Genomic DNA, 21,713 nt, shown 5'->3' on the forward strand with positions numbered 1-21,713 from the left:
AATGACTATGATATATTATTAAGTATAGCTATTTAGGGGATATACTCTCTGATTAGAAGGAGGATGTACGTAGTGAATGAAACATGTGTTCCAACTGGTGTTGAGTTAAAAAGTACTGATTTTGGTTATACATTGTCCTTGATAGGCGGTAAATATAAAATGATCATTATGTATTGGCTTTTTGAAAATAAGGTTATGCGTCATAATGAGTTGAAAAGGCGTATTGGTACAATTCCATTTAAAACGTTAAGTGTCATGTTGAAAGAGCTTGAAAGAGATGATCTCATTATACGAAAAGAGTTCCCCCAAATACCTCCAAAAGTTGAATATTCTTTATCTGAACGAGGACTTTCGCTCATTCCTGTATTAGATATGATGTGTGATTGGGGAGAGAAAAATCGCTTGTCAGCCTCCGAAGTTGCCAAATAGGAATTTATTAAATTAAAAAAGTATTCTCGTAATCGAGAATACTTTTTTTTATATTATAGTTCCTTAAGGAATTTTACATAATCATGGGCACTATTTTCAATGTCGCTCTCAGATGGTTCATATTCTGCTCCATAAAATGCAAAGAACGAACGATAATCTGCTTTGCAATATAATGCAGTTGTTTTAAATGGAACTAAAACCTCGTCAAGTGTATATTGATATCTTCCACTTTTACTGTAATCTTCATTTCTTATTCCTGCAGATACAGCAAGAGCGATTTTACGACCTTCTAATTTATCTCCTTCTGGACCAAAGGCCCATCCGAATGCAAAAACATCGTCCAACCATTGTTTTAGAAGAGGTGGGCAGTTAAACCAATAGACAGGGAACTGAAAAACAAGATTTTCATGAGATTCAATCAATTTTTGTTCTTTTTCCACATCTATTTTTCCATCAGGATAAGCTTTATATATTTCATGGATTGTATACTGTTCTGGGTATTTTTTCAGTTCTTCAACCCATCTTTTATTTACAACAGATGTTTCTAAATTTGGGTGTGCAATAACAACAAGTGTCTTCATTTCATCCTCCTAAATTTGATTTATTTCGTCCTCGGAACTTAGTATAAACTCATCAAAAAAAATATGTAAGTACGCACAAATAGTACGGGTACTTACCTAAGGGTAAGTGCTGTTGATCTTTTTTTCTTTGTGAGGAAGGTGATTTTTCTTCTCGCTAAAATAGATTTAGTGGTGTTCTTTTTACTCAAAAGTCTTGTGGATTTAGAAGAGGGAAAACTAGACATCGATTTTGAAAATTTGTTTAAGGCGCCCCTTGAACAATGGTGGGACTGGGGCATTGATGTTGACGAAACTTTCATTTCTTTTTATCTAATGAATCTATTCATTCGTTTAAAACGTAAATGATAGTGATATAAAATGAAACTTCTAGTACATTCGTTGAACCAATTTGGCTAAGACTACCACTTGTTACAGCAATAGTATGACCAAGTCCCCCTTCCACTTAACTTTCATTGCCTTTTCTATGTAATAAAGTGTAAGTTTTCTCATCAGATCACACATGATAATTAAAGGAGGTTTTTCACTTGTACGAACATAAATTTGTAAAAGTGGACTTATCGAAATTCAAACTTATCCCCGATGAAGATTACCATAATATTATTTATGACTATGAAAAAGAAGGATGGGAGTTAGTACAAATCTTTGCACCAGGCATTAAAACTTATGGTATGCCTTCATTTTATGAATTAATCTTTAAACGTAAAAAAGACTAATTGGTATTAAGTAAAATTGTATTCTCTAGAGTAGACACTGACAAAACGTTATCCTATGAAGTACTTTTTATACTTTAACCAACAGATCAAACTATAGAGACCAGAGAATTTACGAAGAGAACAAAAAACTAGGCATCATCTTTCGGTAGTTTCTGAAATCCCCACTTCAGAAGCTACTAAAAGATGATGCCTAACTTTAACACCGATAATCGTAATGAAGTGGGAGTCTTAGTGTCAGTTGAAACGTGAAAAAGTGAAACCTCTCATATGAATGACGTTTTACTTTATCGTATTGACCGTTTCCAGCCAATTGTCATGTAGCCATTTTTCAGTTACTCGCCCACCTTCCCATTTAATTCCTTGTTCGAAGGTCATTATCTTTTCATCTGAACCAACGATCACCCATGCCCACGTATCTTCATCTGGCAAGTAACACTTATATTTCATACCAGTGACGGTCATTTTTTCACCACTTACAGTAATGACTTCATCATGAGGGCGAATCCAGTGATTATCTAAACTGTCAAATAGACCAGGTTGAGTCCGATTAAGAAAGGATTTTACAAGTTCCTCTGTTCGTTTTTCAGATGGAAGTTGTTGACCTGAAGCAAAACGCTGATCCATCCATGTAATCCCAAGAATTTTATGACTGTCTTGGTCAACTGTAAAGGAATAGTGTTCACCACCAAGTTCATTATTTTCGCCACTTGATTTTTCGTAACGAAAAACCCAAACGTTGGCTGCATTTTGTTTTCCACTCCGAACATTTTTAAATTCATATCCTTCGGGAACAGAGATTGTTTCCATGACTTCGTTCAAAGCTCTTTCATATGTTTCTTCTTTGACTTTTGGTTCTGCTTGGTTTCTTTGTTGAGTCTCATTCATCGATTTCACCTCTATTTTATTTGATTGTTTATCATCTTGACCCTGAGCATATGCGACAACGACATAAGTACCAATCGATAGAAGTAGGATAAGGACCAACAAGGCAAATCTGGACTTTTTCATCACGTATTCTCCTGTTCTAAATTTTTCTCAGGTCGAATGGCAAACGAAACAACTAATCCTATGCTTAGAAGCATTGCAAGAATTTCAAATGTCATAAAATAACTACCTCTTTTTAATAGTGGCACAGCAACAAGTGGCCCTAGTGTGGCACCAATAAACAAAATAAAGGTGTAAAGGGTTACTGCAATTCCTCGAGCCTCCCCGCCTAACTGCCCAACAAGTGAAATTAGGGTTGGAACCGTAATAGATATTCCAGCTACAAAAATCACACTCATTATGATAAGAAATGACAAGCTTGAACTAATTCCAAGACTTGCGAGACCTAATACAGCAAGCGTTAACCCTCCACGTAAAACATTATAAATACCAAACTTATCCACAAATCGACCAGCAAATGGTGAAAGTAGCATACCAATAATACCAACAGATCGAATATATAAAATTTGTTGGTTGCTTAGGTGAAATTCCAGACTTAAATAGTTTCCGAACGTTGTATACATTCCAACAAACGAAAGTAATAACGTAACCGTAATGATATAACAAAACAAAAGGGATTTTTTTGTGAGCACAGCACCCATTTGTTTAAAGGTTACTAGCAGACTACAATTTTTATTTTGAATATCTCCTTTAGGAATAAACAAAACAACGAGAATTGTTGTTATGAAATAAACGGCACCAAGATAGTAAAATACACTGTTCCAATCCACTATTTCGCTAATTAAACTACTAAACACCTGACCAACTATTCCAGCCATTAAGAAACCTGTGCTAACAAACGCAATCGCCCTTACCCTATTTTCAACAGGGAACATTTCTACAACATAAGATAGTGCTGATGGGGCAAATGTTGCTGCTGCTATCCCTTGCAAACCTCGAAGCATAATTAAAGCTGGTAGGCTATTTGAAAAACCCAAAATTGGCGAGACAATCGTTAACGTAATTAAACCAAATAAGATGATTTGTTTACGACCATAGCGATCCGACAATGGACCAAAGACTAAAAAGCCTAGTGCATAAAAAAAAGAGAAAGCACTACTGGTCCAGGCTGCTTGTGCTGCTACCACCTCAAAGGTTTCAGTAAAGATTGATACTAAAGGAATCGTTATATAGAGACTAGATACGACTACTAAACCACACCAAAACAGAATGGCCGTCATCAAGTAATAATTTTGTTCCTCAACAGTGTTTTCAATACTAGCAAGCTGAGCCAAGATAAAACCTCCTTATTTGTTTAGCTCATCGATCATATCCGAAAGGACGGAAAGAACATTACAAATCCCTACGCCACGGATTGCCAACATCATTGCCTCCTTCATTTCTTCGGGCGCTGCACCCGCATCTAGAAATCCGAAAATTATTATGTGCTTTCTTGTAATATTTAATCTTTTTCATAAGACGATAGTTGAGGAATACAGCTTTAACTAAAAATCTGAATCAGTTACAACAGTACCTACTTCCCCCTAATTTTCTATCAGAACTTCTCTTAATATGACAATACTTTATTTGTCGGGGTGATTAATCAATTAACTGATTCACCTGTCACTTTCTTAACCCATTGTTGTTTTACTCTTCATAAAATCCTTCTCAACAATAAACTTTAATAATAGGCGCTCCTCTCCTCAATTGAACAATTTAGATAGTGCACATTATCTACACATATTGTAACTAAATTACAAACAAAGTCAATACATTACCATTAATAATTGAAAATAAACTCCTTATGTTGTAAAATAGTTACGAAGTATACTGGAGGGAAAAATGTGAGTAATAAATTCGAAATAGATCCATTTCTTGATTTTGACTTGTTAAAGAAACTCGTTGTTGGCATTGGGGAAGTTTCTGATATAACAGGAGTACCTACAAGAAAAATACGTTACTGGGAAGAAAAAGGCATAATTGAATCAGAGAAAGATGGAGAAGGAACAACCCGGAAATATAATTATTTAAATATAAAAAAGATTCTTTTAATACAGGAATTAGTTGAAGAAGGATTTACACTTGATGCAGCAGCTAAGAAAGTTCAAGATCGCATGAAAAATATCAATGAAGTATTTCACAAGTTAGCAAATACTGCTTCCAACAAAGAAGACGTCGATTAATTCCTACTCTCAATAAAAAAAGCCGATTTATCCTTAAACTAAAGATAAATCGGGCTTTTCTCATCCGGATTCCGTATATATTCTCTATTCAAATTAGTTTACTTCGTAAAAATACGGCCCACACATTGACTCGTGTGTATGAATATATGTCCAAGTAAAGTCCTTGTCAAAAAGATAGATGTCATGCTGAGAATCAAAATCCTTTGCTATTACTACTTTTGCATTTGTATAGAGGGAAACTATAGGTGAACCTTCATACATGACATATATTTCATCTTTAGACATCGTATCAAACGCTTTTCTCGCTTTTTCTTCTATCAAACAATCTTGCTTCTTATAACTAAATATATGCCATTTGTATTGCTCATAATAGATTTCTTCTTTTTCTGCTTCACTTATATTTTGTGTAAATGTTTTGTCCCACATCTCAATAATTTCTTCTGATTCATCATATAAACCCTTCATTCCAACGCCTTTATCGAATAAGTTTTTCTTAAACATGTAATTTTCTTGTATATATGAAATTGACCAATAAACTTCATTTAATTCTTCCTCTGGTAAGCTATCTAAGATTTTATTAATTTTATCTCTAATCAATGGTATCTCCTCTGTAACGTTATTATTGTTATATTTATTAGAATCCTTATATTGAATTAAGAGAGGATTGGCAGTGTATAACGTGAATATCCCTCACCATCATGATTGTATTTCTCACATATTCGATACTGTAAGCCATTCGAACTTACCTTTAGATTATTCCTTTCTATGTATGAATGAAGTGCTTCCCCTGCCACATTAAAGTTATGATCGTCATTTGTAACGACTACACAACGTTGCTTAGGTAGTGTAATTTTAGTAAACCAATCTGGGACATTATCAAACGATTCAACTTCAACACATAATATGTATACATGAGTATCAGGGTTATCCTGTGAATCGGAAACTGGCCAAATTCCGTAATGAACCCGCTCATTCACTACCCCTGGTAAATACTTCGCTATAGAAAACAAACTTTCTTTCGCATTCTCAAATTTGCTTTTCATACTGTTTAAGCTAACACAAGGGATACCGATAAGATGTAATTGTTTATGTTCTACAATTGTTGGTTTCATATGTTCTAATTCTCCCAATATAAACCCCTCCTATAATTGTTTGATTTAATCGGAAACGACAGTATTTCATTCATTATGTCAATTAGGTTCAAAGCAAAAGCATCAGTGACGTTATCAATTTAATATCCTTTCTTTTAAGCCCTTCTTGTAGCTAATAGCTCAGATATTTCATCTATTCTTCACTGAAGCAAAGGTACTCAATTTTTGATACTTTCCTTTTGTAATAGTTACCTTATTATATTTCTTAACAATATCTTGAAATTCCTTCACATATACTGCTGTCCAAAGTAACATCTTCATGAATCACAGTTATTCAATTGTAATAAATCAGGAGTCGTAGCGTCAGAAGAAATGTGATAAAATGGTAATAATACAATTATTGATATACGGAGGTAATTCATGAATTACTGGTCAACGATTTTTTGGTTTATTCCGTTATTTATAGGTAGTTGTGCATTTTTTATATTTGCTCAAGATTTTATTTTCCCTTTATACTTTTTATTGTCTCTTATTGCCGCTCTGTTAATAAGAATTATAGATTTACTTAAAGACAAATGAGTTATGAATCCCTTATTTCCCTATTATATAAATCAATAATTTTCCAATGGAATCAGGTTCATCATACATAACAAGACCAAATTATTCTTTCTCCCAAATCAACACCGCACGTTCTAAAACAGAATCCCATGAATCTTTTCGAGCAGTGATTTTTTCTACATCAAAGTCTGCATAATAGATAGCATCAATTCTTTCGCTGTCAGATAGCGGGAAGGCATATTCTTCACAATGCTGTAAATGCTCGTCTACCATTTCCTTTGTATCTTGACTAACGACTTCATCAATATAAAGTGGCAAAACATCTTGAATAATTGTGCATTTAATCTCTTTCATGATTCAACTCCTCCATATGCTCAACAATTTGTTTCCTCGCTCTGTAGAAGGTCATCCTTGCCCAACCGGCACTTTTCCCAAAAAGTTTCCCTATTTTCTCATAAGGTAATTCGCCAAAAGTGCGAAGTGAAAAGACCTCCTTATATGGTTCGTCCATCAAGTGAAGAAACTGGTGAACGCTAAAAGCATCTTCATCATTCAGCAAATGCTCTACAGGTTGAACTCCCATATTCGGTTCTTCTATGACATCTAAATCTAGTTGTCTTTTCTTTCTCTTGTAATGAGAGAAATATGTATTTTTTGAAATTGTATAAAGCCACGCTCTAATATCTTGTGAACCATCAAATTTATCAATTGCTTTTAACGCTTTAAATATGTCTCTTGTGTAATTTCTTCAGCTATCCTATCATCGTGACTTAACGATTGAATATACAAATAAACTTCTCTAAAATACTCGTGATAGATTTCCTCAAAGTCCAGTTTCTTTCCCCCCTTTCACCTATACAACTCCTCATATTTGATTTCGTTACTAAAATAGTTGAATTTTTTCTTATTAGATTTATCTATCGCCGTAGCTTTACATCCTCCTTTAACAAAAATCGGTGATGATACAACAGTATCACCCACTATATAATTCCATAAGAAGAAGTAAACCTTTTTTTATTTTTCTATTTTTTCTTATATGCACTATCTTTTTATTGTAAGTGTTCAATAATTATTAAAGAATACTTTATTCGCAACTACTTCCCTCGTCTCTAAACAACAATTCAACGCACTAAAATGAGGACAAACTTCAAACAGTGTAGATTTTCCTTCTTCCCCACTGATGGTTAATTGAACCAATTTAGTCATGACTGAAGCTAGTTACCACAAGAGTATGACCAAGGTCCTCTCCCACTTAAACTTTGTTGATTTTTCTAAGTTTTGAAGTGAGAGTCTTAGCATCAGTTGAAACGTGATAAAAAAGGTAGCATGTTAAATTTTATTAAAAGCATTGTGTTATTACTAGAAAGGGGTATAATGATAAGAAATATTTTACATCAATGACAAAGAGAGTAATTATTTGTTAGATCAAAGCGATCTAGGAATGGTGAGAGCCTAGAATTGAGCAAATAATGAACCGCACTTTGGAGATACATTTCTGAATTTAGTAGGAAGTGTCGGGGTATAACCTCGTTATCAAATCAAGTGGTTTTACGAATAGTAAAACAATCAGAGTGGTACCACGGGATATTCAGCTCTCGTCTCTTCTTTATTTTTAAAGAAAAGACGAGGGTTTTTTATTTTTTAAGGAGGAAAATACATGAACTATAAAATTGATTTGAGTGATTTACTTTTTAAAGCCCTTGATGGAAAGCTAGACAAAAACAAACTAGTTGGACTAATTGAGAAACCAAAGTATTCACATTTGGGTGATCTTGCATTTCCTTGTTTTGAGTTGTCTAAACATTACCGTAAGCCTCCACAAACGATTGCGATTGAATTAGCGAACAAGATTGAATCACCTCTATTTGAAAAAGTAGAAGCAACAGGTGGCTATTTAAATGTATTTTTAAATAAACAATCTGTTTCTAATGTAGTTTTGGGTTCAGTAGTAACGAACAAAAATCATTATGGTACAAATAATGTTGGAAATGGTGATGTCGTTACAATTGATTTTTCATCTCCTAACATAGCTAAGCCCTTCTCGATGGGACATTTAAGATCTACTGTTATTGGGAATGCTATCGCATTACTATTAGATAAATGTGGATATAAACCTGTTCGGATTAATTATTTAGGTGATTGGGGTACTCAATTCGGAAAGTTAATTGTTGCCTATAAACTATGGGGGAATGAACAAACAGTAAGGGAAAATCCCATAAAAGAACTATTGAAGTTATATGTAAAGTTTCATGAAGAGGCAGAGATTGATCCTCAACTTAATGAAAAAGGACGTGAATGGTTTAAAAAGCTTGAGGAAGCAGATGATGAAGCGATCTCTTTATGGGAGTGGTTCAGAGGCGAGTCGTTAAAAGAGTTTTCAAAGGTGTATGATTTACTTGGTATTCGTTTTGATTCTTATAATGGAGAAGCATTTTATAATGACAAAATGGAAGATGTAGTTGAAATACTACAAGAGAAAAATCTATTAGAAACTTCTGATGGCGCAAAAGTAGTTACATTTAATGAGAAAAGTCTACCACCTTGTTTGATTAAAAAAAGTGATGGAACGACACTCTATGCAACGCGTGATTTAGCTGCTGCAATATACCGTCAAAACACATACAATTTTTCAAAATCCTTATATATTGTTGGAAATGAGCAATCTCTTCATTTTAAGCAATTTTTCTCAGTGTTAGAAAAGATGGGATATCAGTGGCATAATGGCTTAGCCCATATTCCATTTGGAATGATATTAAAGGATGGCAAGAAGATGTCCACTCGAAAAGGAAAAGTTGTTTTACTGGAAGAGGTCTTAAACGAAGCCATACAGCTAGCGGAACAGAATATATTAGCCAAAAACCCAAATCTAGAATCTAAAAAAGAAGTAGCAAATGCAGTTGGAACTGGGGCAATTATTTTTCATGATTTAAAACACTTCCGTCAAAATGATATCGAATTTTCATTACAAGATATGTTGAAATTCGAAGGAGAAACAGGTCCATATGTGCAATATACCCATGCTCGTGCTTGCTCATTATTAAGAAAAGGACAATATGAAGAAGATGTTGATTCAATCCATGTTGTCGATCAGGATCATTATACTTGGGATGTTATTATTAACCTCATGAAATTTCCAGAGGTTATTGAAAAAGCTACAGAGAGCTACGATCCTTCACAAATTGCAAAATACCTGATTGAACTCTCTAAATCATTTAACAAATATTATTCTTCAGTTCGAATATTAAATGATGAAGATCATAAACATTCCAGATTATCTTTAGTTCATTCAATAACAATTGTCTTGAAAGAGGGTTTACGTTTACTTGGAATTAAGGCACCTGAAGAAATGTAGAAAAGATATTTTACACAAGTCGAAGCAATATAAAGTGAAACTTCCATCAGTGGAGGTACTCCTTCATCCTCCACTGATGGTTAGTTGAACCATTCAGGTAAAATTACTGATGCTTATACCACAAGGGTATGACTAAAGCCCTCTCCCACTAAACTTCGTTGATTTTCCTAAGTTTTGAAGTGGGAGTCTTAGCGTCAGTTGTAACGTGATAAATTTTTCACTCAGAGCATTTATTTTTTCCTGATTATCAATTCTTCAAGTTCACTTATATTTCTACCATACTCACACATGAATTATATCACCATGTACATTTTGTAAAACAAAAAAATCCTGCAAATATTCCAACAGGATTTTCACTCAAACTTTATGATAAAGAAATAGATTGTTCACTCATTTCTCGATACACCTATATAGAAAACAGTTATCTCTGTTCATTATTTTTTAACTACATGAAGATAATGAATGGTTTCAAACGCTGATAAGTAATCTTTTCGATTGCTAAAATAACGTTCATTTATTTTAGACGGTGATAAATGTTCATATATTAATAAACCCGATTTCTCTAACATACTCTCGATTTCGTTGTAAGAATAACATGATTTCATCGGCTCTCCACCTAATAAGGCCAATTTAACCATTTTTTCAACTCGATTAGAGATACCTTTTTCTTCGAATAAATTTTCATCTGCAAAGTCAATCACGATTGAGCTTCCTGACGGGACATTTGCAAACATACTATCTATTAAACTCGATAATTCCTCTTTCGTTAAGTAATAGGAAACACCTAATAAACTAAAGAATGTTTTATCGTTAGTAAACCCTTCATCAATTAAATGTTGGTAAGAAATATTCTTAGTGAAATCCATAGGAACAAAATGAAGATTACTCGGAACTTTCAAATTTACTTCACTTAATCTTCTCTTTTTAAATTCCTGTGTTGCAGGGTAATCAATCTCGAATATTTCTAGACGTTTCTCAAGTTCTGGATATCGGAAACAAAAGGTGTCTAATCCAGCTCCAAGTATGACATATTGCTTTAACCCTAACTTTATTTCATTCAATAATACTTGTTCACAATATGCAGAACGTGCCAAGGTCGTTGGAGAAAGTTGAACCTGTGTAATCCATTTTAAGATTTCTTCAGATTTCCCCTTGAATTTTTGTGCTATGTCATCGTTAAAGAATTGTATGCCTTGAACCATATTCTCTTTAATATCAGATCGTTCTTTTTCTGAAATTAAATCCTTAACGATATAATCATTAAAGATTACGGGCGTATCAAATTGACTATGATAAGCTCTGCTAAAAGCTGATATCAATGAAGTTATACTGGACTCGCCTTTTCTCATACAAGCACACTCTCCTTCATTTTAGAACAAAAAATAGGATTCCCCTGGCCAGGAGAACCCTATTATACACCGACATATATCAAATGTAAATTATAGCATAAATAACTTTTTTTGTCAAATAAAATCCATTAACTTGATATAGCTAAGCTTCGTCAAAATCATCACTTTATTAGAGAATAATTCATAAATGTAAGAAGCATTACTTACCATTATCTTCATATATTCATCGGTTATAATTTACTAATGTCCAAATTAAACCAACCTATTCATCAATAGATCGCTATTTAGCTGAAATACCTTATTACAAAAACTTACTGATAAATTGCTCTGTATCTAGAATAGTAGCAAATTCATCATGCAACGTAACAAGGGAGAGATTATGAATAGTTTCTGGATCATAATACGTACCATTTTGATCCTTCATACCGAATGATGCTGTTGCATCTGAAATTAGGTATGTATCAAAACCTAAATTCCCACTCATTCTTGTAGTTGTTGATACACAATGAGGTGTCGTTAATCCAGTAATTACAACAGTTGCAACTTCATTTACTTTTAATAGTTCTTCTAAATTAGTCCCGATAAAGCTACTGTTTACTTTCTTAGTTATTATTGTTTCATTATTAATAGGTTTAACGATTTCTTTGATAGCAAACCCCTGATTCTCTGGATGAAATACTGAATTATGACTATCAGAAGTGTGTTGTATATGAAAAACTAACCACCCTTTTCTCCTCCATAATTGTAGGATCTTGCTGATATTCTCTTCTGCATTTAAATTATTTCGCATTCCCCATTTTTTATCGTCAAATGCTTTTTGAACGTCAACTATAATTAAAGCTTTTTTCTGTTTCTTCAAGAGATTCCTCCCTAATGATTTCTTATTCGTTAACTCCCTTTTTTACTCTTATCACCCGTTCGTTCAATAAGAAAAAGGACCAATAAATGGCCCTTAATCTTGTCTCAATTCACATATTTTACAACTACTATTTCCTTACCGAACCTGTCACCCTCATCAACAAATCCTAAGCTTGCATATAGATGGTGTGCACCTGAATTTTCTGGGTGATACCCAACTATAATCTTGTTAGCATTCGGTATCTTCTCAATCTCTGCGATCATTAACTTCGTTGCAATTTTACCTATACCCTTGCCTTGATAATTCTTATCTACCATGATTCGGTATATCCAGTATCCATCAGCTTCTTCTGGCACTGTATTGTACATTAAGAATCCAACTACTTTTTCTTCAAAATAAATTGCAAGTGGTTTTAGTGTAGGTTCAAACTTTGATTGAGCAATTGATACTGCATTTGTCTCTAAATATTTTTTTTGTTCTTCTAAAATCTCTAATTCACAACATTCATACCAGTTCTCAGCATTTAATTCTATTATCTTTACATTTTCAGTACTCATCATTTTTCCCCTTTCAATAGTAAGGGAAACGCTAACTTTTATTATCTTGGCGTTATCCCCTTGTCGTTATTTAAGCAATCAAATAGTATATTTTTCATAATGAACGCCTCCTCTAACAAACAATTATATAAAATTAAAAAATTCAGACATTTATAAGTATACCATATATATCCTTCAATCTCTTTAACTATTTAGCATTCATATAGTAAACGAGATTATCAATCCATTCATCCACTTCGTTTATAAAACCTTTTCTGATGCATTCAAATTGCATCCCTACACTTTCTGCCAGTTTGATAGATGCATGATTATCTAGGTCGATGTGAGCCTCAATCCGATGATAGTTTAATTTCTCAAAAGCAAGACTCAAACCAGCTTGAACCGCTTCCTTACCAAAAAAAAATAAAAAAATCCATATCAGTATAAGTCTGCTTTTCATCTGAGTGGTCTTGAAGGAGGATTTACTTCTGGCACGTATTAATAAGAAAATTCTACACCTAACCAGCACATGCTGCTCATTTTGTAATTGTAAAAGATTTGACACAATATATTGGGACAATATTTGTTACCTGTACATTAATATTAATTTAAAGTAATCAGGTAATTTTTTGAAATCATACAAAAAATCCAACTGAAATTAGGTGAATCTAAAATGAAACTATTTATAACAATAATTGAAATCATTATAGGTGTAATGATTCCTTCTTTTACTGGTTTGTTAACTGTTTCTTTGGGATATGACCTTCTCTTATCTATTACAAGGTTTATTGAAACTAAGAGAGGAGTCAATATAGATTTAGTAGGAAACAATTTTTCTCCTGGTGCTACAATTGTTATGTTATTTCATATTATATTAATGATAGTGTTATCTTCTATTTTCATAAAAAAAACTAGTTGTAAAGTTTTGGGTATTACAATACTTTTAATTACTCCTATTGTTTCTTTTTTTGTTTATTCACTAGTTATGTCAATTATGTGGTTTTAAAATTTAGACCAGATTGAAGTATCCTTCCTCATTCGATAATTGCTTTAAAAAATAAAAAAAGGACGCATATCTTTATTTAGATTTGCGCCAATCGGTTGAGTAACAACCTATAAACAAGACCTACCATTTTAATCAAGCTAAACTCTTATTTCCAAACGTTATTCCTTAATAAGCTTTGCGCCCGACGCATATACATAGTCTGTTGTACCATTATAAGCACCTGGCCACAGCACCACTGTCACTCCATCATTCGTTGAAAATGGTTTTTCAGATGTAACCGAGAAATACTGCCAATCAGTTGTAACATCAACTTTTACGCCTGTTGATTCAGAATTGTTTTTATTTTGAACTTTAATTTGGGCTTGATGTGGTTCATCAGCTTTCAACCAAATTCCAAACGTATATTTATTTCCATCTGAATTGATATTTACATATTGCTGTATCCCACTTTTATTAGTTGCTGGTGTTAATTTTTGTGCCGGACTACCATCTGGAGCAGTTACTGAGGTGAATCCTACGCTAACATCATTCTTGCTCCAACTAGAATCTGTAAAATCATTAAATGAATATTGATCTAATAAATTCTGTTCAGGAATTCTTAAGCCATTTTCATATATTTCAATTGCTCGATAGTCATCTGTTGAATAAGGATAGCTACCTTCCCCTACTTTCGTATCACCAATATTTTTGGTATAAAAACTAGTATAATGACCTTCTCCAGGCACTCCCCAAACTTGTATATTATCAGCGATTTCTTTTACTAGATTTGATGGATGAAAACGATACTCTCCTATTAGATGGTATACACCATATGCATACGGATCATCAAATCTCTCTCCAAAGGTATGTCGGAATTGTACATCACGGGATTCATGAATATTAATTGAACGGCCGAAGCTCTGACTTAATGATGTACTGTATTCCGCTGATACTTTTGCAATATCACCAAGCCCAGCTTCAACGCCTACTTTCATACCTATTGTACTACCAAATTCAGCTGAGGACGTTTTAGAAATACCAGATGATGCTGTATCAACAATTGTTTTTGTCCCACCACTATAATCAATATTAGAATCAAAGACACGTTCCCAATAAGCATCTGATGTAATCGAAGAATCATCGTCAGCAGGAAGGATATCAGGATTTAGTGCTAGGGTGCCGTACTTTCCTTTTTTGTTAGGCTGTTCATTCAGAATACCCATAACGTAACTGTGAAATTCTCCATCGTTATCTACATATCCTAAAAAGATTTCACTATAATTGTCAAAGTTAGGATTGAACTTCTTCACTAAATCAGGGTCAGGCATGATAGCATGGTTAAACATAAACTTATTTAAATCATAAACATCTATAGGGATATAACTCAATAAAGCACCTGACATTGTTTCAACGCCCCACTGTTCCCCTTTTGTATCCCGTGGAAGACCATCATAAGTAAACGGGTCATAACCATCAAAAATCTCAACTAAATCTGGTACAGGGGCCTTTGGATAAATTGATGATTTTGATTTTGAAATAATACCTGAGCTAGATTGTGTAAGTGGAGTCACGAACACATTTTGTGACTGATTAGTAACTGTTGCTGCCTCTGCTGCAAATACAGCACTAGGTAGAAACGAACTTGTTGCTAGAGTAGTTGCTATAGCTGCACTAGATAAAAATTTCCCAAATTTATTCATTATGATGCCTCCTGTTTACTAGATAAATATTTACATAAAATGCTAGTGTCCACATTATTAAAGCTTGAAAACACAACTTAAATTGTTCAATTTTATAAAATGAAACTTCCTTCATCCTCTACAGATCGTTAGTTGAACCCATTAGGCAATTGCTGATGCATATACTACAAGGATATGCTCAAATCCCTCTCCCACTTAAACTTTGTTGATTAATCTAAGTATTGGAGTAGCAGTCTTAGCTTCAGTTAACTCGTGATAAAAGACTGTGCTTGTCAGCTTGCATTAATTAGTTACTACATACATGTTAACCACCTCCTTTAAATTACGGAATATTCAGATAAATTATTTTAAAAAAATAAAACGAATTAATTAAACTAAACACTTTTTAGATAGTTAATACAAACTAACATTTTTATCATAAAAAATTTGTATTCAATCAGGTTTTTTCAATACTTATTAAAAAAAGATTTTATTAATTTTACTTAGTGAATAAAGAATAATAGCTTCGTATTCATTTATGTAACCAATACTATTAATCAATTAAATTTTCTTTTTTTATATTGATATCCAATGGCTATTATCACAATAATGTAAGAGTTACCAAATTATAGTGATAATAGTCACTGTTGATTATAATTTTTGTATAAAACCAGAGCTACTAATTAAATGTACTACGACTATAAAGTGAAACTTTTGTCAGTTAGGTTTTTCATCACCCTCCACTGATGGTTAGTTGAACCAATCAGGTAATTACTGACGCTTATTCCACAAGGATATAACAAAGGCCCTCTCCCACTTATACTTCGTTAGCTGTTCTAAGTTCTGATGTAGGAGTCTTAGCATCAGTTGACACGTGATGAATAAATTAATTTTTCTTTCATACTCCATTAAAAACCTTAACTTAAATTCTAAATATAATTTAAGTTAGTTTGTATTAACTAACATTTCATTTATATTAACATATATTTAGCGAATTTTGTCAAATTTATTAGAATTTTATTTTATTTTTATAGATTTACTAATTTCCCTATATGAACCCTATTAATTCACCTATTACTAGTTCGTACTAATAAATGTGTAATTGTCTACGTTAAATTTTCTTTTTAACACATATAATCCAGTGTAAAAAGCTTAGTTTACAATTCCCCCCATTACTAATAGAAAAATCAATTGTTTCGGAAGTGTGTTATCTATCAATAATCAGAATGTACTACTTTGATTCTATTAAAAATCCTATTATTTAATTTGGAATATTTGTTATTTTAAGCTAAAAATAAAGATGAGTACATAAGTCAAATTTTTTTGATCTATAAGGAGGGAGAACTATCTTTTGACTTTCTCGAAGAAAAAATATGTGAAATACTTAGGTAAGTTAAATCTCCAACCTCTCACTTAAGAGAATATAAATGATCATTATCAACCTTCGCAATATAAATAACAAAAGTCCATTTCATATTAGAAATAGACTCTCGTTAAATCATCACAAACCTAATAATGACCAAGTTCTTCTAAGTGTGATTGCTTTCCATAAAACCTCATCTGTTTAAACTTCTATCCTCAACTGATAGCTAGTTAAAAGTGACAATTTGAACTCTGATTTAGGAAGTCTTATTTACTCTATTTTCAATTGTTATATTAACAGAATTGATGACTAATATATAAAATGGGTAAACTAGCAACCCTCCCATTATTAATAGACCCATCGCAGGATTTGGGGTATCTCCACGATAAGTCATCGGAAATAACTTTGCGATTATATAAGCGAAGAGAATTAAATAAGGTAGCCAAAGGACTAAGTTCCAAAAGCTTGCCATTCGACCATCTAGCCACTTTTTTGTTAAAAATATAATTAGCATTGTACCAGCTATCACTTCAACAATTATAATTACATAAGATAGATTCATTACAAAATCAATATCCCAAGTTGTCCATCTACTAATTCTATACACATTAACTACAAGCTCTATAGGAACAAGCATCATCATAGCGTATAACATACTAACAACATTTAACTTTAAGAAATATTTCATAATAAATGCTCCGATCACTTTATTTCTTCTTCATTTTTGCAACGTATATTTTGCACCAGATGATCTAATTAATGTAGATATTCCTTCAGGCAAATACGGCATTAATAGATCTACTTCCGCTACATCTATCCATTCAACCTTAAGGATATTTTCTTCCTTTGGAATTTCTTCAGGTGACTCGACGATCTGACCGTGAAACGTGATAAAATACACGTGATTTTCATTAATAAATGCTTCATTTACTGAAATAATATCACTCACTGTCACATCATAACCTGTCTCTTCTTTTACTTCTCTAATCGCTGCTTCTTTCAAAGTTTCCAATTCTTCAACTGCTCCTCCTGGCAAGGACCAAGTGTTGTTTTTGTTTAGCACCATTAATACCTTATTCGTTTTTTCATCGAACAAAAGTGTATAGACGACATCAACACGCTTCATATTCATACCTCTTTTCTCCTTTTTTATCACAAATTAGAATTATAAAATAAAACTTCCTCAATGTTTTTTCTCAATCCCTCACTGATAATTAGTTGAAACGTGGTACATCTGTTCAGTTAATAATTGAAGAGAACTTAAAATCATTTCATACTGATAGGCGAATATAAATGTAAAGATACAAAAATACTTAACAGCTAAATCAATAATACTCGTCCACAACATACTAAAAGTAACTAGTCTGCTACTATTCAATAAAAAGGGAGGAGTAAAAAGGGAAAACTTATCGAATGACTGCAATAACAGTAGGTGTCCTTTACATCATCGGAACGGTATCAGGAATTTTAAGTCTTGTTATGACGAAGGAACTACTTGCTGGAGAAGATTTTCTTACTAGAATTGCTGCTAATCTGTCACAGCTTAACTTGGGTGCATTTTTCGTACTCTTGATGGGGCTGTCATTATCAGCAATGCCTATTTTTCTGTACCCTCTCTTTAGAAGAAAGAATGAAGTTCTTGCACTAGGCATGGTTGTTTTCCGAGGACCACTAGAGGGGAGTACATATATCTTAATCGCTGTCAGTTGGCTCGTGTTAGGCGTGTTCAGCAAAGAATTCACTACCGTTGGGGCAGAAGTAGGATCTTTACAAATTATCGGCAATGTCCTGCTTCAGGCATATGACATTATCAGCCCCGTTTTGACGATTGTATTTATTATTGGGGCATTGTTGTTATACACACTTTTCTACCTCACCAAACTTATCCCTCGTTGGTTGTCCGTCTGGGGTTTAATCGGAGCTGTTTTCTATATTGCTGTTGACTTATTGAAGTTCTTTGGACTAGACCTTAACTTGGATATGTTGTATATACCGTTGGCAGTTCAAGAGATGATAATGGCACTCTGGTTAATCATCAAAGGCTTCAACCAAGTAGCTCTTAATGAACTTCTAACTGATAAACACAACGTATAATTAAACTGTCAACTATGCGTTCAAACGAAGAATGGACGGCTATATAACTCGCACAAATAAATAGCACACAACCGCATATAGCCAGCTCCAACTCGTTCTGTGTAAGCACATTATATCTTCTCAATTAACCTATCATTCAACTGTTTAACACGGTTAATCTGCTGTTCAGCTCTTAACTTATTAGGAGCTGATGATAAAAACACAATACCCAACATGATTGCAGTATCTAATCTGTAAATAAGCTCTTGTGCTGTGGAAGTTAATGGGTATTCACCATATCCACTAAGTATATTTTCAACTGGAAGACCATACTCATTTGCTCTCGCAAATTCAAGCAAGGGATCGCCAATCAGTGCATTGCTCCAATCGATAAACACTAAAATATTATGATTTTTCCTTAAAATATTTTCCGCTCTTAAATCCATATGGAGCAATGATTTTTTATTCGAACCATTTTTCAAAACGTTAGTTAGCACATCTTTACTTGGCAGATGAATATCCGTACCTGCTAATTTATTCATTGCTACTATTCTCTTAAATATTCTTTCTATGATTGTATTATTTACATCTTCTTGTCCCTCTTGGGCTATCAATTTAAAGTCAGGCAAAGGCATATCATGAATCTTTTTTAACTCTTGTCCAAACTCATCATATTCACCTTCATGAAATTCAGCATTGTCTCCTTCAACATACTCCTGTATCAAAATTGGACAACCATCTATCTCCTTTAAATCAAATACTCGAGGTACTTTAGAGAAGCCATTCCTAATGAGGTGTTCGCTTATTAGATAATCCTGCATATATAAGCCTTTCGCAGAAAGATCTTGATCGTTCTCATTATGATAGACAATTTGTTTCGGTACCTTAACAACTAAAAATTGTTCGTATGTAGAAGAGTAAACTTTGTAAACGTCCGATTCTAACCCTTCACTCACTTTTGAAATAGATGTGATCGTTAAATCGGCTAAAGCATTTGTAAGATTAATGTCCATCGTACACCACCTATATTTTTTATTAAGAAAGAACTTATTAATTTGATGAGAATTACTAATTTACTAACGTTTAAATTTATCCATTGTTGACTAATATATGTAAACCAGAATTAATTTTACCTATACTTCGTAAAACTAACAACTCTTCCCTCTACTATTCCATACAAAATTCCGCTAAAAAAACGCACATTCACAAAAATGTACGTTGAAACAACATCTAATTTTTCATTCGTATCTCTTTTAGTTATCCAAATCATCATCTAACCATGATTTCTTATCCTCATTATCAAATCTCTTACCGAGCACTGAACTATTTATCCCGTTTCTTACTGCTGTCTCAATAACGATGTAGAGGATTACCATTGAAATAACATATATTAAAATTGGCATCAACATAACCAAATAATCCCCCTTTTAATGAAATTAGATTATCAACCTGAGTATGTATCTCGTTTCAACTGACAATAAGACTCCCACTCAAAACTTATGATTTTAAGTGGGAGAGCCTCAGTAATTACCTACTTAATTCAACTACCCTTCAGTATTGATAAAGATATTGCCACTTATAGAAGTTTCACTTTATTTCGTTTTCGCAATGTCATCGATACTTTCTTTCAGTGACTGGAATGTGCCTCTTAAATAGTCGATATCTTGTTTTCTAGAGAGTGTTGATTGGACCATCTTTTCTTTTAGATCATTTAGTTCAGTTAATTTTGCTTGGTTATTCACCATAATGGATTTGGACATATCAATGGCAGAGCCGATTTCTTGACTACTTGCTGTAATCTCTTCGATTGCTCCTGCTACTTCATCAATATCACCCGTTATGTCTTGAACCTCTGCTAGTATTTTATTGATGTGCTCATGAGACGTTTCGAAGAGGACTTCGCTCTCCTTCACATCTTGTCTATCCTTATCAATTGAAATGACAACATGTTCAACTTCTTCTTGAATTGCATTAATAATTGAACTGATACGTTCTGTTTCTCGAACCGAATTCTCAGCAAGCTTGCGAACTTCAGCAGCAACAACCGCGAATCCTTTCCCATGTTCACCAGCTCTTGCAGCTTCAATTGCAGCATTCAACGCTAACAGATTCGTTTGATTTGAGATGCCTTCTATCACATTTACTACAGCGACAATTTCTTTCGTTCGATCACTCAAACTTCTAACTAGCTTGCTCGTTTCAAAAGAATCACGCTCTAGCTGTTTTATTGTATTAAACATTTTTTCTAAGATAGCTTGTGTATTCGTACCATGTTCACTTACTTCAGCACTTTTCATACTGACACCTTGGATATGCTGCGTACCATTATCTAACCCAGTCGAAACTTCCTCTAATACTTCTCTTGTACTTTTGAACATTCGAACAACTTCTTGCTCTGATTCGTTATACGCATCAAAGATATCTTTTAACTGATGTTGCAAGCTCATTAATGTCTCGAATGATTCACTGACAGACATACTCTGCTTATTCACTTCATCGGCTTCGTTTTTCACACTATTGATTAACGTACTTATGTTATTACCGACGGTTACTACATTTTCATTTAGAAATGTTAGCTCATCTCCCCATCTATCTGTTGCTTCAACGTCAAAATTCCCATTATTGATTTCATAAATAATTGCGTTTACCTTATGTATCCGATTAATAATAAATAGTTGAGCGAAAATGACAATAATAGCTGGAATTGTTAGCAAGTTAACGAGGAAGTTCGTAATCACCATTAGTCCCTCACTAAAGAAACCTAAGTTATTTACTATCAATAAAATTAATTCTGAAATGACTGCACCGACAATGCTACCGATCACAACTATAAAGGCGAGTTTAAATAAGATACTTTTTACAAATGGCACCTTTTTCATTTTTTTAGATTAACCCCCATTACATTTTTTACATATATAGTTAATTAATAGTATTAGTGTACCATAGGTTAAATTCCCTATGTTCTAATTTGCTCAGTAATTTGGGCTAAACTGTGTACAAAAAACTTTCACATTTTTAATCGGATACATAAGGTAAAC

General features: G+C 33.3%; 22 protein-coding genes, 2 pseudogenes and 1 other annotated feature. Of the genes and pseudogenes, 7 read left to right on the forward strand and 17 right to left on the reverse strand.

The features are described from left to right. Positions 1-72: 72 nt before the first annotated feature. On the forward strand, positions 73-429 hold the full coding sequence (locus BFG57_RS18080; protein WP_069718907.1) for a winged helix-turn-helix transcriptional regulator: 357 nt from the start codon (positions 73-75) through the stop codon (positions 427-429). 53 nt (positions 430-482) lie between these two features. On the opposite strand, the gene BFG57_RS18085 is transcribed toward BFG57_RS18080, so the two are convergent. Continuing rightward, positions 483-1,010 carry an NAD(P)H-dependent oxidoreductase gene (locus BFG57_RS18085; protein ID WP_069718908.1) on the reverse strand — a complete coding sequence of 176 codons (528 nt, stop codon included), beginning with the start codon at positions 1,008-1,010 and terminating at the stop codon, positions 483-485. 195 nt (positions 1,011-1,205) lie between these two features. On the opposite strand from BFG57_RS18085, the gene BFG57_RS18090 reads away from it, so the two are divergent. Beyond that, positions 1,206-1,355, forward strand: coding sequence for a hypothetical protein (locus BFG57_RS18090; protein ID WP_217627939.1), 150 nt, complete (start codon positions 1,206-1,208; stop codon positions 1,353-1,355). A 179-nt stretch (positions 1,356-1,534) separates the two neighbouring features. Further along, positions 1,535-1,723, forward strand: a complete 189-nt coding sequence (locus BFG57_RS18095; RefSeq protein WP_069718910.1) for a DUF4177 domain-containing protein — start codon at positions 1,535-1,537, stop codon at positions 1,721-1,723. Between the two features lie 279 nt (positions 1,724-2,002). Here BFG57_RS18095 and BFG57_RS18100 read toward each other — a convergent pair whose 3' ends face one another. Together BFG57_RS18100 and BFG57_RS18105 are read right to left on the reverse strand one after the other, a co-directional pair. Beyond that, positions 2,003-2,731 (reverse strand): hypothetical protein, encoded by a 729-nt coding sequence (locus BFG57_RS18100; protein ID WP_083249334.1) that lies wholly within the window; start codon positions 2,729-2,731, stop codon positions 2,003-2,005. Beyond that, complete coding sequence (locus BFG57_RS18105; protein WP_069718928.1) at positions 2,731-3,888, reverse strand: MFS transporter; 1,158 nt, start codon at positions 3,886-3,888, stop codon at positions 2,731-2,733. The genes BFG57_RS18100 and BFG57_RS18105 overlap by 1 nt, the downstream gene beginning before the upstream one ends. A 603-nt stretch (positions 3,889-4,491) precedes the next feature. Here BFG57_RS18105 and BFG57_RS18110 point away from each other — a divergent pair. Next, positions 4,492-4,830, forward strand: coding sequence for a MerR family transcriptional regulator (locus BFG57_RS18110; protein ID WP_069718911.1), 339 nt, complete (start codon positions 4,492-4,494; stop codon positions 4,828-4,830). A 93-nt stretch (positions 4,831-4,923) separates the two neighbouring features. Here BFG57_RS18110 and BFG57_RS18115 read toward each other — a convergent pair whose 3' ends face one another. From BFG57_RS18115 to BFG57_RS18130, 4 genes are all read right to left on the reverse strand, one after another. Further along, positions 4,924-5,427: a DUF4275 family protein gene (locus BFG57_RS18115; protein ID WP_069718912.1), complete on the reverse strand. Its 504-nt coding sequence runs from the start codon at positions 5,425-5,427 to the stop codon at positions 4,924-4,926. Between the two features lie 56 nt (positions 5,428-5,483). After that, positions 5,484-5,960 carry an effector binding domain-containing protein gene (locus tag BFG57_RS18120; protein ID WP_245676796.1) on the reverse strand — a complete coding sequence of 159 codons (477 nt, stop codon included), beginning with the start codon at positions 5,958-5,960 and terminating at the stop codon, positions 5,484-5,486. Positions 5,961-6,581: 621 nt separating this feature from the next. Then, on the reverse strand, positions 6,582-6,833 hold the full coding sequence (locus BFG57_RS18125) for a zf-HC2 domain-containing protein (protein ID WP_069718913.1): 252 nt from the start codon (positions 6,831-6,833) through the stop codon (positions 6,582-6,584). Further along, entirely contained in the window at positions 6,820-7,209 is a 390-nt protein-coding gene (locus BFG57_RS18130; RefSeq protein ID WP_342670323.1) for an RNA polymerase sigma factor, read from the reverse strand. The genes BFG57_RS18125 and BFG57_RS18130 overlap by 14 nt, the downstream gene beginning before the upstream one ends. A gap of 658 nt (positions 7,210-7,867) precedes the next feature. Continuing rightward, positions 7,868-8,085 (forward strand) — a binding site (T-box leader). A 51-nt stretch (positions 8,086-8,136) separates the two neighbouring features. Between BFG57_RS18130 and argS the strand changes: the two genes are divergently transcribed. Further along, entirely contained in the window at positions 8,137-9,831 is a 1,695-nt protein-coding gene (gene argS / locus BFG57_RS18135) for an arginine--tRNA ligase (RefSeq protein ID WP_069718914.1), read from the forward strand. Positions 9,832-10,265: 434 nt separating this feature from the next. Here argS and BFG57_RS18140 read toward each other — a convergent pair whose 3' ends face one another. The 4 genes and pseudogenes from BFG57_RS18140 to BFG57_RS18155 form a co-directional block, all read right to left on the reverse strand. Then, positions 10,266-11,180: a class I SAM-dependent methyltransferase gene (locus tag BFG57_RS18140; protein WP_069718915.1), complete on the reverse strand. Its 915-nt coding sequence runs from the start codon at positions 11,178-11,180 to the stop codon at positions 10,266-10,268. 301 nt (positions 11,181-11,481) lie between these two features. After that, complete coding sequence (locus tag BFG57_RS18145; protein ID WP_069718916.1) at positions 11,482-12,039, reverse strand: cysteine hydrolase family protein; 558 nt, start codon at positions 12,037-12,039, stop codon at positions 11,482-11,484. Positions 12,040-12,143: 104 nt separating this feature from the next. After that, a complete protein-coding gene (locus tag BFG57_RS18150) occupies positions 12,144-12,596 on the reverse strand; it encodes a GNAT family N-acetyltransferase (protein ID WP_069718917.1) in 453 nt (150 codons plus the stop codon). A gap of 187 nt (positions 12,597-12,783) precedes the next feature. Beyond that, positions 12,784-12,993, reverse strand: a pseudogene (locus BFG57_RS18155) (GNAT family N-acetyltransferase); the annotation flags it as partial. A gap of 255 nt (positions 12,994-13,248) precedes the next feature. Here BFG57_RS18155 and BFG57_RS18160 point away from each other — a divergent pair. After that, positions 13,249-13,581, forward strand: a complete 333-nt coding sequence (locus BFG57_RS18160) for a hypothetical protein (RefSeq protein WP_069718918.1) — start codon at positions 13,249-13,251, stop codon at positions 13,579-13,581. Positions 13,582-13,739: 158 nt separating this feature from the next. On the opposite strand, the gene BFG57_RS18165 is transcribed toward BFG57_RS18160, so the two are convergent. From BFG57_RS18165 to BFG57_RS18175, 3 genes are all read right to left on the reverse strand, one after another. Continuing rightward, positions 13,740-15,260: a phage head spike fiber domain-containing protein gene (locus BFG57_RS18165; protein WP_069718919.1), complete on the reverse strand. Its 1,521-nt coding sequence runs from the start codon at positions 15,258-15,260 to the stop codon at positions 13,740-13,742. Positions 15,261-16,858: 1,598 nt separating this feature from the next. Next, the gene (locus tag BFG57_RS18170; protein ID WP_069718930.1) at positions 16,859-17,290 is read right to left on the reverse strand and encodes a hypothetical protein; all 432 of its coding nucleotides are present in this window, start codon (positions 17,288-17,290) and stop codon (positions 16,859-16,861) included. 30 nt (positions 17,291-17,320) lie between these two features. Continuing rightward, on the reverse strand, positions 17,321-17,734 hold the full coding sequence (locus BFG57_RS18175; protein ID WP_342670322.1) for an NUDIX hydrolase: 414 nt from the start codon (positions 17,732-17,734) through the stop codon (positions 17,321-17,323). A gap of 281 nt (positions 17,735-18,015) precedes the next feature. Here BFG57_RS18175 and BFG57_RS18180 point away from each other — a divergent pair, with 281 nt between their 5' ends. Then, entirely contained in the window at positions 18,016-18,696 is a 681-nt protein-coding gene (locus BFG57_RS18180; protein ID WP_069718920.1) for a DUF4386 domain-containing protein, read from the forward strand. A gap of 110 nt (positions 18,697-18,806) precedes the next feature. Here the strand turns inward: BFG57_RS18180 and BFG57_RS18185 are convergent, their stop codons facing one another. The 3 genes and pseudogenes from BFG57_RS18185 to BFG57_RS19695 form a co-directional block, all read right to left on the reverse strand. Further along, positions 18,807-19,688 (reverse strand): aminoglycoside phosphotransferase family protein, encoded by an 882-nt coding sequence (locus BFG57_RS18185; RefSeq protein ID WP_069718921.1) that lies wholly within the window; start codon positions 19,686-19,688, stop codon positions 18,807-18,809. Between the two features lie 240 nt (positions 19,689-19,928). Beyond that, positions 19,929-20,084 (reverse strand): hypothetical protein, encoded by a 156-nt coding sequence (locus tag BFG57_RS19120; RefSeq protein WP_175428387.1) that lies wholly within the window; start codon positions 20,082-20,084, stop codon positions 19,929-19,931. A 183-nt stretch (positions 20,085-20,267) separates the two neighbouring features. Then, a pseudogene (locus tag BFG57_RS19695) lies at positions 20,268-20,822 on the reverse strand (methyl-accepting chemotaxis protein); the annotation flags it as partial. Positions 20,823-21,713 lie beyond the last annotated feature (891 nt).

The organism is Bacillus solimangrovi, assembly GCF_001742425.1.
Taxonomy (GTDB): domain Bacteria; phylum Bacillota; class Bacilli; order Bacillales; family Bacillaceae_N; genus Bacillus_AV; species Bacillus_AV solimangrovi.

What these genes read in the sequence shown, in the direction of transcription:
- BFG57_RS18085 (WP_069718908.1), bottom strand. Translation starts at nt 1,010, where the DNA reads ATGAAGACACTTGTTGTTATTGCACACCCAAATTTAGAAACATCTGTT.
- BFG57_RS18100 (WP_083249334.1), bottom strand. Translation starts at nt 2,731, where the DNA reads ATGAAAAAGTCCAGATTTGCCTTGTTGGTCCTTATCCTACTTCTATCG.
- BFG57_RS18105 (WP_069718928.1), bottom strand. Translation starts at nt 3,888, where the DNA reads ATGACGGCCATTCTGTTTTGGTGTGGTTTAGTAGTCGTATCTAGTCTC.
- BFG57_RS18125 (WP_069718913.1), bottom strand. Translation starts at nt 6,833, where the DNA reads ATGAAAGAGATTAAATGCACAATTATTCAAGATGTTTTGCCACTTTAT.
- argS (WP_069718914.1), top strand. Translation starts at nt 8,137, where the DNA reads ATGAACTATAAAATTGATTTGAGTGATTTACTTTTTAAAGCCCTTGAT.
- BFG57_RS18140 (WP_069718915.1), bottom strand. Translation starts at nt 11,180, where the DNA reads ATGAGAAAAGGCGAGTCCAGTATAACTTCATTGATATCAGCTTTTAGC.
- BFG57_RS18150 (WP_069718917.1), bottom strand. Translation starts at nt 12,596, where the DNA reads ATGAGTACTGAAAATGTAAAGATAATAGAATTAAATGCTGAGAACTGG.
- BFG57_RS18160 (WP_069718918.1), top strand. Translation starts at nt 13,249, where the DNA reads ATGAAACTATTTATAACAATAATTGAAATCATTATAGGTGTAATGATT.
- BFG57_RS18165 (WP_069718919.1), bottom strand. Translation starts at nt 15,260, where the DNA reads ATGAATAAATTTGGGAAATTTTTATCTAGTGCAGCTATAGCAACTACT.
- BFG57_RS18170 (WP_069718930.1), bottom strand. Translation starts at nt 17,290, where the DNA reads ATGAAATATTTCTTAAAGTTAAATGTTGTTAGTATGTTATACGCTATG.
- BFG57_RS18175 (WP_342670322.1), bottom strand. Translation starts at nt 17,734, where the DNA reads ATGAATATGAAGCGTGTTGATGTCGTCTATACACTTTTGTTCGATGAA.
- BFG57_RS18180 (WP_069718920.1), top strand. Translation starts at nt 18,016, where the DNA reads ATGACTGCAATAACAGTAGGTGTCCTTTACATCATCGGAACGGTATCA.
- BFG57_RS18185 (WP_069718921.1), bottom strand. Translation starts at nt 19,688, where the DNA reads ATGGACATTAATCTTACAAATGCTTTAGCCGATTTAACGATCACATCT.
- BFG57_RS19120 (WP_175428387.1), bottom strand. Translation starts at nt 20,084, where the DNA reads ATGTTGATGCCAATTTTAATATATGTTATTTCAATGGTAATCCTCTAC.